At 36.0% G+C, this 14,327-nt stretch carries 13 protein-coding genes; 2 read left to right on the top strand and 11 right to left on the bottom strand.

Going from position 1 to position 14,327, the window contains the following annotated elements:
• The first annotated feature begins 30 nt into the window (after positions 1 to 30).
• On the top strand, positions 31 to 675 hold the full coding sequence (locus BS1321_RS16365) for a YczE/YyaS/YitT family protein (protein ID WP_063236363.1): 645 nt from the start codon (positions 31 to 33) through the stop codon (positions 673 to 675).
• A 307-nt stretch (positions 676 to 982) separates the two neighbouring features.
• Here the strand turns inward: BS1321_RS16365 and BS1321_RS16360 are convergent, their stop codons facing one another.
• Positions 983 to 1,168, bottom strand: a complete 186-nt coding sequence (locus BS1321_RS16360; RefSeq protein ID WP_057219901.1) for a hypothetical protein — start codon at positions 1,166 to 1,168, stop codon at positions 983 to 985.
• A gap of 690 nt (positions 1,169 to 1,858) precedes the next feature.
• Positions 1,859 to 2,368 (bottom strand): putative periplasmic lipoprotein, encoded by a 510-nt coding sequence (locus BS1321_RS16350; RefSeq protein WP_063236585.1) that lies wholly within the window; start codon positions 2,366 to 2,368, stop codon positions 1,859 to 1,861.
• Positions 2,369 to 2,723: 355 nt separating this feature from the next.
• Between BS1321_RS16350 and BS1321_RS16345 the strand changes: the two genes are divergently transcribed.
• A complete protein-coding gene (locus BS1321_RS16345; RefSeq protein ID WP_094246592.1) occupies positions 2,724 to 3,959 on the top strand; it encodes an IS110 family RNA-guided transposase in 1,236 nt (411 codons plus the stop codon).
• Between the two features lie 212 nt (positions 3,960 to 4,171).
• On the opposite strand, the gene BS1321_RS16340 is transcribed toward BS1321_RS16345, so the two are convergent.
• From BS1321_RS16340 to ppsA, 9 genes are all read right to left on the bottom strand, one after another.
• Positions 4,172 to 4,600 carry a CBO0543 family protein gene (locus BS1321_RS16340; protein WP_063236592.1) on the bottom strand — a complete coding sequence of 143 codons (429 nt, stop codon included), beginning with the start codon at positions 4,598 to 4,600 and terminating at the stop codon, positions 4,172 to 4,174.
• A gap of 122 nt (positions 4,601 to 4,722) precedes the next feature.
• Complete coding sequence (locus tag BS1321_RS28765; protein ID WP_081113119.1) at positions 4,723 to 4,824, bottom strand: LPXTG cell wall anchor domain-containing protein; 102 nt, start codon at positions 4,822 to 4,824, stop codon at positions 4,723 to 4,725.
• 478 nt (positions 4,825 to 5,302) lie between these two features.
• Positions 5,303 to 6,580, bottom strand: coding sequence for an IS110 family RNA-guided transposase (locus BS1321_RS16330; RefSeq protein WP_094246621.1), 1,278 nt, complete (start codon positions 6,578 to 6,580; stop codon positions 5,303 to 5,305).
• 1,566 nt (positions 6,581 to 8,146) lie between these two features.
• Positions 8,147 to 8,905, bottom strand: coding sequence for a carbon-nitrogen hydrolase family protein (locus BS1321_RS16325; protein WP_063236427.1), 759 nt, complete (start codon positions 8,903 to 8,905; stop codon positions 8,147 to 8,149).
• Positions 8,906 to 9,072: 167 nt separating this feature from the next.
• On the bottom strand, positions 9,073 to 9,618 hold the full coding sequence (locus BS1321_RS16320; protein WP_094246620.1) for a cysteine hydrolase family protein: 546 nt from the start codon (positions 9,616 to 9,618) through the stop codon (positions 9,073 to 9,075).
• Between the two features lie 119 nt (positions 9,619 to 9,737).
• Positions 9,738 to 9,971 carry a DUF3953 domain-containing protein gene (locus BS1321_RS16315; RefSeq protein WP_063236425.1) on the bottom strand — a complete coding sequence of 78 codons (234 nt, stop codon included), beginning with the start codon at positions 9,969 to 9,971 and terminating at the stop codon, positions 9,738 to 9,740.
• A 315-nt stretch (positions 9,972 to 10,286) separates the two neighbouring features.
• Complete coding sequence (locus BS1321_RS16310) at positions 10,287 to 10,670, bottom strand: VOC family protein (RefSeq protein WP_063236424.1); 384 nt, start codon at positions 10,668 to 10,670, stop codon at positions 10,287 to 10,289.
• Positions 10,671 to 10,773: 103 nt separating this feature from the next.
• Entirely contained in the window at positions 10,774 to 11,052 is a 279-nt protein-coding gene (locus BS1321_RS16305; RefSeq protein WP_063236423.1) for an ArsR/SmtB family transcription factor, read from the bottom strand.
• A gap of 198 nt (positions 11,053 to 11,250) precedes the next feature.
• Positions 11,251 to 13,866 (bottom strand): phosphoenolpyruvate synthase, encoded by a 2,616-nt coding sequence (gene ppsA / locus BS1321_RS16300; protein ID WP_063236422.1) that lies wholly within the window; start codon positions 13,864 to 13,866, stop codon positions 11,251 to 11,253.
• Between the last annotated feature and the right edge of the window lie 461 nt (positions 13,867 to 14,327).

Genomic DNA, 14,327 nt, shown 5'->3' with positions numbered 1-14,327 from the left:
TAAAAAATAATGATAAAGAGGTCGAGTAAAGTGAAATATGTTTTTTATGTATTAGGAATTTTAATATTAACCCTTGGTATTTCTTTCACTATACAATCAGACCTCGGAACTTCACCTTTTGATGCACTATTGGTAGGACTGTCTATAAATGTGGGGCTTACTGTGGGAAGTTGGGAAATAATAATAGCTTTAATATTGATATGTTGTAATTCATTTTTAAAAAGACAAAGACCAGAGGTTTTGGGGTTGTTAACAGCATTTATAACGGGTATTGGTATTGATATGTGGCTTTTTTTATTGCACAATTTGATAACACCTGAACTATGGTACAGCAAAGTTGTTTGTTTTGGAATCGGCTTAGTTCTTGTAGGATTAGGAACTGCAACATATTTACACACAAATTTTGCACCGATTCCAGTTGACCGATTAACATTAATCATACAAGAATTAACTAGAACAAATATATTTTTTTCGAGAACATTCATTTACCTAATATTCTTGATAATGGCAATGATTTTAAATGGACCAATTGGCGTTGGAACTCTATTAACCGTTTGTTTAGGGGGGCTAATACTTAATTACTTTATGCCATTTACTGAAAAAGTATTAGACCGCATATTAACACACTCTAGTACATCACCAAATTATGATAAAGATAAAAAGCATTCAATATAGAATGCTTTTTATCTTTCTTGTCCAACTAACCTGCCCCGTTAGTCGCATAAGAAAAGGAGCTGCTGATCAGCTCCTGGTAATGAAGTAAAGCACCCGTTAGCCATCCATGCAGCACAAAATCAGTGCTGCACCACAGAGAATGAAAATGGTTAGGAAGTGTCAATACTGATACTGACCTTAATCCAGTCACCCCTAATCCATAGACTTATTAATTATCGCTCTCCTCTTTTTTTTAACGATTGAGCAGGGTCTTATTAAGTATTGTCATTTTTCTAATCTTGAAGAAACTTATTTTCATGGTAGTTCATTAAGAAAAGTACCTCTTCTTTTTTCTATTTCTAAAATAGCCTCCTATTGTCGCTCCAAGACCCGCAAGTAAAACAACGAGTATTAATTCGCCAATATAATTAGAAGGGTTAATTATATTAAAAATAATTGTGCAAAGTGCTCCCCATAGAAGAAAAAGTAGCAAATCTCCAATTGTAAATTTCATAGTAATTCTCCTTTGTTTGTTATAAATCTTTGTTTTTCGATATATAAATTCTAATTCATTCATCACTCTTTTGGTTCAATTATTTCATACTAAACAGTTGCATAAAGAAAAAGCTGCCTTAAAGACAGCTCCGATCTTCAGCTAACGCACCCGTTAGTTAAATTAGAATAGTGGCATTTCAATTCCCATTTATGTCATTGAAGATATATAAACCTACACCCAATATAAAAATAAGAATAAACACAATCCACTTTGTATAATACCAGCCCTTTATTCTATCAATAACCACAAAAAGAGTAATAATAATAATAAGAGATATACCCAGGGATACACCCAATACTGTCCATATGTTCCTATATTGGATAGGAAGTAATTCAGTTAATAGATAAAAACTTCCAAAAAAAAACAAAATGCCTGGAGGCTGTTTCCTTTTATATTTCTCAGTTCGTTTGGGATATAATTCCATTTATTCTCGGACACCTCAACTATAATTCCTAAAGTGATAAAGCTTAATTAAATCATATATTCTTCAACTCTTGAAGCTGTTAGTGGAACAAGGTACTTACATTTAATCCCTGTAATTTTATTATATCATCTAAATAAACTAAACTGCCCCTTTAGTTCCATTAGAAAAAGATGCCTTAAAGACAGCTCTGATTTTCAGCTAATGCACCCTTTAGTTCAACAAAATCACTTAGCCTTATTATGCAGTTCAAATGACTCTTCAGAGCCATCCCATTTTACATTTACTTTTATAACTTCGCCTTCACCTATTATTGCTCCATTTTCTGATCCACCTCTAATTGTAAATACTTTTTCACTAGGTGGTTCTTTGTATGCCTCAGTTTTAGTTCCGCTTGAAGTGGTTGTTTCATAAGTATATTCAAGGTTTTTCATGGAAGATAACTCTTTCAAAGACCCCTTATATTTTAATACAAGTTCATAGCTATCTTTGCTAGAATGAGTGGTTTGTTCGTCATTCTCTCCCCATAATTCAGTTCCTTCATAAGAATATACAGCTTCCCAATGTTCGCTTTCTCCTGTAAATTGATAATTATGTTCAGTCTTTTCCTCCGAATTAGTATCTTTTTTAGTGGTTTCCAAGTTAGTGGTATCCGAATTAAAATCTTTGTTAGTGCTGTTGGAACCACAAGCTGTTAAAACCATCATTAAAAATAATACAGTAAAAATTTTCTTCAACTTAACTCCTCCTCAATAATAAAATTGCATTTCTTTTCAATTTTACCATTTAAAGGTTTTTGATTGAGTTTCGATTGAAAATCTTTTATTCCACTAACCTGCCCCTTTCGTATTATAAGGTCAGCCAGAAAATATTTCTGGTTGACCATTTTTTATATGGTTTTATTATAACGGTAGCCGGGGCAAAACGTACCTGCTCGTGGGGATAGACCCCGTCAACTAAACAGTTTGCCCCCTACTTGTAGAAACATGATTAGGCTGGTTGGGACGTAGATCTCGTATAACAAGCGAAGCTGTGACACTGCAAGGAGAAATAGGGGTACCGGTAATCCACTAGATTAGGAGGAGATTTAGAATGAATCCAGTCGTTGGTCTGGATATTTCAAAAGGGGAAAGTCAGGTTCAAGCATTTTTGGATAAGGGGAAACCTTATCAAAAGAGTTTTAAAATAACTCATACTGTTGAGGGGCTTAATTTACTTGTAGCGTTTCTTGAGGATGTAAAGAAAGTGTCTGGTCAGAAGCCTTCAGTCGTTTTAGAAGCCACTGGACATTATCAAACTCCAGTCGTTCATTACTTGGAAGAACGAGGATATTTATTGATTATCATTAATCCATTGATTTCATATAAGGCAAGAGGATCAAGCTTAAGAAAGGTAAAAACAGATGCCATTGATGCCTATCTTCTCTGTGAGTTGTTTTATAAAGAAGAGTTAGAGCCATATAAAAAGCGTGGAGTCCAGTTATTGAACCTTCGTAATCTCACAAGACAACATGAAAACATAACTGGCGTTATGATTCAAACAAAGCTTCAATTTCAGGCAGTGCTTGAACAAGTGTTTCCTGAATATAAAGGAGTTTTTGGAGATTTATATTCTGTGGTGTCACTCTTAACTCTTTCAGAGTTTCCCTCTTCAGAGGACATTTTGAAGGCAAGTGAAGAAGCAATTACAGCAAGGATATTTGAGTTATGCAAGAGTAGATCAATTAAATGGGCAAATGAAAAAGCGATTCAGCTTAAAGCTGCGGCAGCTCGTAACCCTTTTGAAAAGACAGTCTATCAGAGTCATATTTTAAGCCTTGGTATGTATATAAATATTCTTCTTCAGTACAAAGAGCATCTATCAAAGTTAGAGGCAGAGATAGACGCCCTCGCTAAAGAAATTGAAGAATATACGATCCTCAAATCTATCCCAGGTATCGGAGAAAAGATCGCGGCAACGATTATTTCTGAAATTGGTGAGATAGATCGATTTAATAATCCTAAAAAACTTGTAGCTTTCTCTGGAGTTGATCCTAGTGTATTCGAATCCGGTAAGTTTACAGCTACCAAAAATAGAATCACTAAAAGAGGTTCTAGCAGACTTCGACATGCCTTATATATGGCGGTTCGTTGTGCTATTCGTGATTGCCGGAAGTCTAAGACAACTGATGAAATTATCCCTCGAAATAAGAAGCTACGCGTGTTTTATGACAAGAAACGCGAGGAAGGAAAGCCTTATAAGGTAGCCGTCATAGCCTGTGTAAATAAGCTCTTACACTGGATTTTCGCTCTATTAAAGAACAAAATGACTTTCCAAGATATTGTTTAAAATTTATATTTAACTAAAAAGAACAAAACCTTCCAAATGAGAGTCTGAAGGAAGGTTATTTGGTATGCCTATTATTAGTATATCACGTATGTTTTTATCTTTTTATTGAAAAATGTTGACAAACTATTAGCTGGTTTAGTTCCATAAGAAAAGGAGCTGCTGATCAGCTCCTGGTAATGAAGTAAAGCACCCATTAATTTAATAAAATAAACTTACGAACTAATTTGTAAAACATAAAAAATTGAATAAGCAAATAAATAACTAACACCAGTCCAAATGATATTCCATTCATTCCTGTATACTATTTTCTCTAGACACACTAGTATGTACTCTCCAAAGGTTGTAACTAAAGTAAAAACTAAAAATGTAATAAGAATAGGCATTTTTTTATAGTGAATAACGCAAATAAATAAACAACCAAGTATAGGATAAAGACCTAAATCATACGGAATTCCAGTTAAAGATGATTCTTGAAATACTATATCCATCCTCCAAAAGTAGTTAAATCCAATTTCATTTATTAAAAAGCTAGTAGCTGTACCAATCGGATAAAAAATAATGAACAATTTCTTCTGATTTCTAAATAAATATACCCCTACAATCCAAGGGAGGATAAATCCAATAATAATATGAAAAAGCATATTTAACCTTCCTTTTTTTAGGATCGCATATATAGCTATTCTGCCCCGTTAGTTCCATAAAGAGCTGCCAAAGCAACTCCCTTATTGAAGTAAAGCACCCGTTACTTGAATTAGAAATTTAATTAGCTTTTCTTGGTCCTCTTAAAAAATAAATAACCTAATACACCTAAAATTAATGATATACCTCCGAAAACAATAACTTGATATATAATATCCCCTAACATTACCTGATCCTCCTATTCAAAAAACATTTCCCTAATCTATATACTAGATATTTCCTAAAAAGGTTTCAACTGATAGTTTGATTCTAAAAGTCTTATTAAACTAAACTCCCTCTATAAACATTGATGTATCAACGGTTTGCACCACTCGGTGTATTAGGGGAATTATTTTTTTATTCTACTTTTAAACAGAGTATTGAAATTCTGGTTTTTATTACTAAATTGAGCGTACGCTTCGCTAAAACTAATGGAAATCATTAGCTATTTTCTCCACTATGTGATGCACAATAGATCTCTGCGAAACTTATGATGACGTACCCTCCCATGTCTCTTAGCGTCATTTGCGCTTACATTCCTTCGTTCGGTCTATTCATAAGGCAGAGGCCTGCTAAGCTGCCCCGGGGACTCTTGGTCTTAGTTTAGTAATGTTGCTGGCTTCTCCGTGTCATCCTTCTTGTTATAAATCGATAGTTAGAAATGCTTACACTGCCTCTGAGAGGCAGTAGAGATCCTTCATCATATTCTGCTCATTAAAATGGACTTTCTTTTTACAAATACCATGCAATACTTTCAACAATTTACCACAGAGTACCACCATCGATTGCTTTCCGCGTAAGGGATTTTGCTGGCGTGTTGTGTAATATTCATGAAGCTGTTTAAACCCCTCGTTGTGACGAATGAGAGGTACTATTACTTTGAAAAGAATATATCTAAGTCGCTTTCTTCCTCGTTTGGAGATATGTTTTTGTCCCTTATGTTGACCAGATGAGTTTTCACGTAATGTTAATCCCGCTAGTTTAATCAATTGGCGTGGATTTTCATAAAGTGAAAAGCTTCCGACTTCTGAAAGCAAATCAACAATGGTTGCATCTCCTAATCCAGGAACTGAAGCCAGCAGCTCATATTCCATAGTTGTTTGGGCCATTTCGGATAATTGGCTATTCACAGATTCAATTTCGTTTTCTAGTAAGCGATACTGACGCAGGAGCGTGGCAATTTCATGTCGGGCCATCTGTGTCCCTTCTGTCAGTCCAATTGAGTTCGTCGCTGCTTCAATGAGTAGCTTTGCTTTTGGTAGCTGTGGGGCTCTCATTCCCTTTACCTTACGGTAAAGAAAGACAAGCTCCTCAGCACTTTTTCCATCGATATCCTGTGGCAACGGAGTCATTTCCAATGTAGCTAGAGCCATCTTTCCGAAAGCCGGAAAGACTTGAGTAAACTCGGGAAAATAACGATCAAGCCAACGAATGATTCGGTTTTTAATACTCGCTAAATCTTCCGTTAACTTTGAACGAAGAGTAGATCCGATACGAAGTTCTGCTTCTACTTCTTTTAATAAACGTGGATAGCTAAAACGCCCATCTTTCAATAAACGAGCGATGACTAATGCATCTTTTTTATCGTTCTTTGTCGGTAAATTATCGTCCAGTTCCTTCGATCGTTTGACATGCATTGGATTCACCATGACTAGTGGTATGCCGTAATGATCTAAGAAATTAGCTAAGTTCATCCAGTAGTGGCCTGTTGGCTCAATTCCAACAATTACTTCTGTTTTCTTAGCTTCCTTCATCGTTTGACGAATCTTTTCATACAGGTGTTCAAAGCCCTCTTTTGATTGATGTACTGCGAAGGCTTTTTCTATCACGCGCCCTCGTTCATCAACAAAACAAGCGTAATGAACACGCTTGGCAATATCCATACCAACAACGAGTGTATTTTCAGTAACTTGATTAATTTTTTCATTCCATTTAAACTGCATAGAGAAGTCCTCCTTGTTTGATGCTGAGTCAATGGTCGTTGACACTCATGCATCATACAAGAGGGCTCTTTTTCTTTCAAGACTTCGAACATCCTTCTAACAGGAATGCTGCCCCTATAGTTGCATAAGAAAAAGCTGCCTTAAAGACAACTCTGATCTTCAGCTAAAGCACTTGTTAGTTTAAGAGCATTCTTACACAAACTCTTTTCCAACTTAGTAACGATTACGAAACATTCATTAGAAATATAAATAAGATTGCCTAATGGAAGGACGGATACGATAAAGGCAGAGAATTTAGTATATTTGTACAAGCATGTTTTTTTTTATCTCATATATATAGTAGAAAAAGGAGTGATATATATATATGAAATCTTGTCAAAATATATTATGCCGTCATAACCCATTCTGTGATCATAATCCATTCAGCGGTGATAAATCATCTCGCTGTGATAAATCATCCCGCTGTCATAAATGTAAGGATAAGAGTCATAAAACAACATTAGCGCCTATCGGACAAGCATGTCAGACTCGACGAGAAATAAGTGAGTTTTTAAGGACTTCTATCATAGGTTCAATCATTGGATTTACTACAACCGCTGAACCTTTTAAACCTATATTTGTAGAGTTACGAAGTTTTGATCCTGTTACGGGACAAGTGATAGTTAATGACAGAGCAATGGGTAATTTCACTATTAACCTTTCATCTATTTGTTCCGTTAAAACTGTTTGTTCCGTTACAACGCAACGGATATTGAATGCTTAAAAAGACTTTATAGCGGATTGAGAAAAAAATAAAAAACTTCCTAAATGGGAGATGGGGGACAGGAAATTCTAAATTTCTACAAATCCTAGAATCCTTTCATATTCTTCTCCATTCCAAGTAGGATAAAAAAGACAATTAATTTAATTAATTGTCTTTTTGCTCTGTTGTTACTGCCATAAATGCACGCCCCCTTCTATTTCGTGTGGGATCTCTACTGATAAATGGGAACAGCTAATGCTTTACTTTATTCCAAATATGTTTACTGAATCTAATTCACCTTACTTGGAAAAACCATCTACGTTTCCCACCTATATTCTTATTCAACTATCCTGCCCCTTAAACTCCATAAGAAAAAGGCTGCATCAGCAACCGAGTCTTTAACAAGAATTATAAATCCCTTTCATTATTTGAATTTGTCAGGTTGTTCTACATAGAACTCTAAATACCCACAGTTAGAACAAACATAAGGAGATACTTTGCTATAAATCGGACTATCCGTGAAAAAACCTCTTGGTTCTTTATTTATCTGAAATTCTCCTTGAATTCCAGATATATAGGCTCTCGTAAGTTCGTTGCCGCATTTGCTACAAGTTTCCATTTTTTATCATCCCTTATCGTTATCGTTTCCTACCCGTAATACTCTCTTTTATACGATTCCTAAATTAATAAAGTTTCAATCCTTGTTCAACAAACCTGCCCCTTTAGTTCCATAAGAAAAAGAGCTGGTGGACAGCTCCTAATAATGAAGTAAAGCACCCATTAGTTCAACAAGAGTGTAGTGTATGTAGTAAGTTAAGTTCTCATTATATGTAATCGATGTCGAAATGAGAGGATATTAATTCCATCCTTTGTAAATCCCATTCAAAAGTAAGTATAGCTGATTGTTTTGATTTATGTGTTAAGAGGCGTACACCATTTTTTATGATCATGCTTTCTGCATCCCAAAAACGGACAGTTTCGTCTTCGCCAGTACGATTACAGACAATTACGGGCAGTCCTGTATCCAATGACCTTTGTTCCCATTCTCCCTCTGGACCATGTAATCCGGGACCCCAGGAAGATGGCGCAATTAATATTTCTGCTCCTTTTTCAAATAAGTTGTAAGCAATATCTTTTGTATATGCGTCTGCACAAATCATAATGCCAACATCAACATTGTCCGTTTTTATTGGCTCTATTACATCCCCTGAAGCTGACCAATCATCAATAACACTGATTTTTCTCTGTTTACCTAATAAATGACCTTTTTTATCTATGACAAACACAGAATTATACAACTCTCCGTTACTGCCTTTTTCAGGGCAACCCAAAAATACAGTGCTCTTCAAATTCTTTAGTTTACGGCTCAAATTACTCATCCAAGTATCAGGTTGCCTGTTAATCCATCCAGTCCCAATCTTATGATTGAATTGAAGTCCGCTGACACATAGTTCGGGTGTTATAATCCAATCGGCATTATTATTTGATGCTATATGAATGGCTTGTTCAATAAGTTTTTGGTTATACTCCACATCACCAGCAATAGGCAATAGGTGTAATAAAGCTATTTTTATTTTTCCCATAATGATCTCCCAAACATTAACTTATATTACTGGCTATGCTAGTAATGATTGTAGCATAGACATTGATTCGCTTGTTCAACTATCCTGCCCCTTTAGTTCCGTAAGAAAAAAGATTGCCGCAGCAATCTCCCTTTTTGAAGTAAAAGCACCCTGTTAGTTTAACAAACTTAAAATACTTCATTTATTAATTGTTCTGTTGTAAGTATAGTAGCGAACTCGTCATTTAAGGTTGCTAAAGAAATATTATGTATAGTCTCGGCATCATAATAGTTATCATTTTGGTCTTTTATGCCAAATGCTGCTGTCGCATCTGAAATAAGGTAAGTATTAAAACCTAAATTCCCACTCATTCTTGTGGTTGTAGACACACAGTGAGGCGTAGTCAAACCTGTTATTACTACTGTTGTGATATCATTTAATTTCAGAAATTCTTCTAATTTTGTACCGATAAAACTACTATTTACTTTCTTTGTTATAATTACTTCTTCTCCAAGAGGCTTAACCAATTCTTTAATAGCGAATCCTTCATTCTTTGGATGGAATACGGAACTAGGGTTATCGGACATTTGTTGAATATGTATTACTTGCCAGCACTTTTCCCTCCATAATGTTAGTATCTTTTTAATATTTTCTTCTGCACTTAGATTGTTTCGCTCTCCCCATTTTTTATCCTCAAAAGCTTTTTGTACATCTACTATAATTAAAACAATTATTACATTTAATATTCAGACTCTAATTGGTACAACTTTATTGTTATTGAGCTAAACTGCCCCTTTAGTTCCATAAGAAAAAGGCTGCCTCAGCAACCTCCCTTATAGAAGTAAAGCACCCGTTAATTCATTAAGAAATACTGTATGGAAGCCAAGAAAACAAATAAAGAGATAGCAATATTCATATACCCCCAAAATCCTTTTCTGTCTTTTTGAAGTTCGGCTAATCCTGTCACCAATATTAGTGCCCCAAGGAAAAACATATAATACGGCATTAACTCCAAGGTTTGAGTTATTAGACTATAACCTGATAGAACAATAACCACTATTACTAAGATAATTCTAACTATTTTCAAGAAAATATTTCCCCCTAAAATTTCTGTACAATTTCTTTTTCAATCATACCATTTGACACCTTTTCATTTGTGTAAAAAATGGAAACTCCTTCTTTCACTAACCTTCCCCGTTAGTTCCATAAAAAAAGGAGCTGTTGATCAGCTGTAGAGTGACAATAAAGTTATTTAATTTTAAAACCTCAAACAAGCATAACCCTGTTCTAAAATTAGGACAGGGTTAAAATAAAGTTGTTTAATTTTCGATAAAAAAACACTTCACCAAACTTAAAAATTACAAAAAAAGTCGTTTAGAAACTAGGGTATTTCGTCATAAAGTTACTTCTGCACTATCTGAATAAGGTTTCCGCATGTATCGTCGAAGACAGCTATTGTTAATTCGCCCATTTTTGTCGGTTCCATGGTAAACTTCACGCCTATTTCGCTTAATCGTTTGTACTCTACGTGAATATCTGCAACCCCAAACATGGTTACTGGGATGCCTTCAGCAAATAACTTCTCTTGATACTCCTTTGCGGCAGGATGCTCATTCGGTTCGAGTAAAAGCTCGGTACCGTCATGATCATCTGGAGAAACAAGCGTAATCCACCTAAATTTCCCCATGGGAACGTCATGCTTTTTTACAAATCCCAGCTTTTCTGAATAAAATTCCAATGCCTTGTCTTGATCTTGAACGAAGATACTGGTAACAATGATTTTCATAATGTTTATGCCTCCTTTGATATTTGCGACGTATGGTACTCTGCTAACAATCTGGCTCCAAGCAGAAAAACCCATACATTCGTCAGAAGTTTTTTTAACAAAATTACTCTATCCATCCTTTCAGTAAATTTTTAAGTGGTTCGTTGTTGAATATAAGTACTCGATATTTTCCCTTTCGTTTTGATTTTACGAGCCCTGCATCTTCCAATGCAGAAAGATGTTTAGCTATCGCCTGTCGCGAAATGGAAAGGTCGTGCTTCATAATGAGACGTACCGTAAGTTCATACAACGTCAGTTCGTTGCGTTCGGATAGTTCGTCTAATATAAGCCGACGAGTCGAATCGCCAAGTGCTTTGAATATAGCGTCTTTGTCCCAATTCATATATCGAGTATAAGCAACTCTACGGTTGCTTGTCAATAATAAGCAACTGTATAGTTGCATGATAAAGAACCCGGATCATGCAATCTTAACAAGTTAAAGTAACATAATAGTAGTTTGAACCATTATAGAAATTTAATCTGTATTCTAACAAAAAAGTGCATTAATCCTCCTTGGATTAACACACTAGTTAAACAGCAATTACAATATTTCGATATACCCTTCTGTTCCATGCACGCGAATTCGTTGCCCGTCTCTTATCAGTTTGGCAGCATTTTCCACCCCAACAACGGCAGGTAAGCCATATTCACGTGCGATGACTGCTCCATGGGTCATCAGTCCGCCAACTTCGGTGACTAGGCCTTTTATGGATACAAACAATGGTGTCCAGCTAGGGTCAGTAAAGGAGGTGACTAATATATCTCCATCTTCTAGATCAGCATCTTCCATGTTTAAGATGACACGTGCTCGTCCCTCTATAACTCCGGAAGAAACAGGTAGACCTACAATAGCTTCGGCTGGGAGATTTTCTCGCTTGTACTCACCTACAATGATTTCACCATCAGACGTGATAACACGTGGTGGAGTTAGTTTTTCATATAATTTGTACTCGTCTTTTCGTTTGCTGATGATCTGGTAATCCAATTTATTTGTGCGTATGACTTCATGAAGTTCTTCAAAAGTGAGGTAGTATATATCTTCTTTTTCACGAATGACTTTGGCTTGTACGAGCTGTTCGGCTTCTTTCATCAAAGCCTGCTTATAAACGAAGTAGCGATTAACCATGCCGTATTTTGGATATTCCCGATAACCGATGAAATTCCGGATTAGGCTTATCATTCGTTTTGTTTCTTTGGCTTTTTGTTCACCATCCGGTAATTGCTTCAATCGATCTAATAACTCTTGTTCTTTTTTCAAAGCTTCCTGTCGCCCCTGCTCAAATTTCCGATCGCTGGCATTAGGCTCAAAGTTTTTGATATTACTGAGAATCATAGGGATGAGGGTAGTTGGTTTTTCGCTCCAACGAGTTTTAGTAATATCGATTTCTCCGGTACATCGCATTCCGTATTTGCGGAGATAATCATAGATAGCGTCTTGGGTTTCCTGTCCACCATCAAACTTAACCAGTTCATCCAAAAAGTTATCATCATTTACATGTTGTAAATAATCAATTACTTCTGGATAAGGCCGAATCACATCTGCGAGCTCCAATAGCGCCAGACCCATTTCCGAAGTAATATTGTTTGGTACAGATTGAGAAAGGGTGTCGGCTGCGTTTTTTTCACCTAACCACTCGTTCATATTTTCATTGATCCATGATGAGGCATCTATAGCAGCCATAAACACAGCTGAACTTTGTGGGTCAAATAAAATCTTCTTTAATATCTGGATATCTTCCAGAATAAAATCAAATAAATCCGATCCTAATTTCGTTTGGATGTTTTGTTTTAACTCTTCTACCGATGTTTGACTACTCTTAATCAAATCAGAAACGATGGTCGGGTCGTTTTCGATTTGTGCCCTAGAATCCGCAGACGACACACTTTTATTGCTTTTACCGGAACTCTGTTCTTGCTTATCATTTGGTAAAGATTTTATGAAATCTCCTCGCTCTATTATGGTAAGGAGTGCGTCTTTCATGAGCGGATCGTGTTGTCCCATGGCATCTAATAACATTTTTCTGCTGTCAGGTGAAGCCAGATTATGTGTGACATCAACAAACAACCTTCCACCAGCTTTAAACCTGGGTCCAAAAGATGTTAACTGGAATAAAGACATTCCAAGTGGTTTCATGGGATCGGTCATCATTTGTTGATGACCGACAGATACATAAACGTGATTTTCTTGATCATTCGCTTCAGGGATCGGGTATAAAGTAGTGATTGGCCGACTCTGGACAATATAAAATGTATCATCAACCAAACACCATTCGATATCTTGTGGGTAACCAAAATAAGCTTCGATCTGTCTTCCTGTGCGTGCTAATTGTAAAATTTGTTGATCAGTAAGTGTTTGAGTCTTTTGCTGATCAGGATTGATCTGTTGTGTCTCTGTTCCGCCTTCTTTTAGTCCATAGATTGCCAATTTTTTGGTTGCAATCATCTTATCGACGATTTCCTCTTCCTGTACTTTATAACAATCGGCAGATACCAAGCCGGAGACAAGGGCCTCTCCTAGTCCAAAGCTAGCATCGATCGATAGTAGCTTTCGATTGGAAGTAATCGGATCAGCGGTAAATAAAATCCCTGAAGCCTGTGGGAAAACCATCCTTTGAACGATAACGGATAAATAAACTTGACTGTGGTCAAATCCATTTTGTATACGGTAGATTACCGCGCGATCCGTAAATAGGGAAGCCCAACATTTGCTGATATGCTGCAAGATTGCTTCTTTTCCGATGATATTTAAATAGGTATCTTGTTGACCAGCAAAAGAGGCATGTGGTAAATCTTCAGCAGTCGCACTAGAACGCACTGCATAAGCATGTTCATCGCCAAACCGGGAGAGATAATGAGCAACTGCATTCACAACATCGGAGGGAATTTCTATTTCCATAATGATTTCTCGAATCTTCCTGCTGATTTCACCAATTTGACCTCGATCCTCTACTTTTAGCAGTGTTAGTTGATCCAACAATGCTTGAAACGTTTCGTTTTGTTCGATGGCTTTTTGAAATCCCACTGTTGTAACACAAAAACCTTCTGGTACTTGTATTCCTTGAATTTTTGATAATTCCCCTAATTTTAACCCTTTTCCGCCAACGAGCAAAAGCTGTGTTTTTTCCATTTCCTGAAAACCGAGAACCAAAGAACTCATTATACATCTCTCCTAACTCTTTGATATATTTATCCCTCTCAACAAATCTCATTAAAGTTCTATTGTATTTTAGCAGTAGCAAACGAGAATAAATAGTCTATATTTACCATTTTCCATATGCTATAATTAACTTAGGAAGAGTTAGAGTTCAATTTTCAAAAAATAGCTAGATCTTACCATACAGTAACCTGATAACCCGGTTCATCCCCTCGAAAGCAGCTCATATACCTATTAACCCACAATGAATATGGTTAAATTTAACTTTTTTCCATCTAATCTGTTTATTTTCCCCAAAATACCTTGTATTAATATGAGATATCAAGCTCTTATTAACTAACCTACGCCGTTAGTTCAACAAGAATGATTGATTTAACAAAATTTAAAAACAACAACATTTTGGAATTCGTTCGACAAGTGTTCAGAATAGTCCCGGATGACGGAAAAAGAGGTTTAGTTTTTTT

It is taken from the genome of Peribacillus simplex NBRC 15720 = DSM 1321, from assembly GCF_002243645.1.
Taxonomy (GTDB): Bacteria; Bacillota; Bacilli; order Bacillales; family DSM-1321; genus Peribacillus; species Peribacillus simplex.
This window is presented reverse-complemented; position numbering and strand designations above follow the sequence as displayed.

Coding starts and splice junctions, on each gene's coding strand:
- BS1321_RS16360 (WP_057219901.1), bottom strand. CDS start 1,168: ATGAAATTTACAATTGGAGATTTGCTACTTTTTCTTCTATGGGGAGCA.
- BS1321_RS16345 (WP_094246592.1), top strand. CDS start 2,724: ATGAATCCAGTCGTTGGTCTGGATATTTCAAAAGGGGAAAGTCAGGTT.
- BS1321_RS16340 (WP_063236592.1), bottom strand. CDS start 4,600: ATGCTTTTTCATATTATTATTGGATTTATCCTCCCTTGGATTGTAGGG.
- BS1321_RS28765 (WP_081113119.1), bottom strand. CDS start 4,824: ATGTTAGGGGATATTATATATCAAGTTATTGTTTTCGGAGGTATATCA.
- BS1321_RS16330 (WP_094246621.1), bottom strand. CDS start 6,580: ATGCAGTTTAAATGGAATGAAAAAATTAATCAAGTTACTGAAAATACA.
- BS1321_RS16325 (WP_063236427.1), bottom strand. CDS start 8,905: ATGGGAAAAATAAAAATAGCTTTATTACACCTATTGCCTATTGCTGGT.
- BS1321_RS16310 (WP_063236424.1), bottom strand. CDS start 10,670: ATGAAAATCATTGTTACCAGTATCTTCGTTCAAGATCAAGACAAGGCA.
- BS1321_RS16305 (WP_063236423.1), bottom strand. CDS start 11,052: ATGAATTGGGACAAAGACGCTATATTCAAAGCACTTGGCGATTCGACT.
- ppsA (WP_063236422.1), bottom strand. CDS start 13,866: ATGAGTTCTTTGGTTCTCGGTTTTCAGGAAATGGAAAAAACACAGCTT.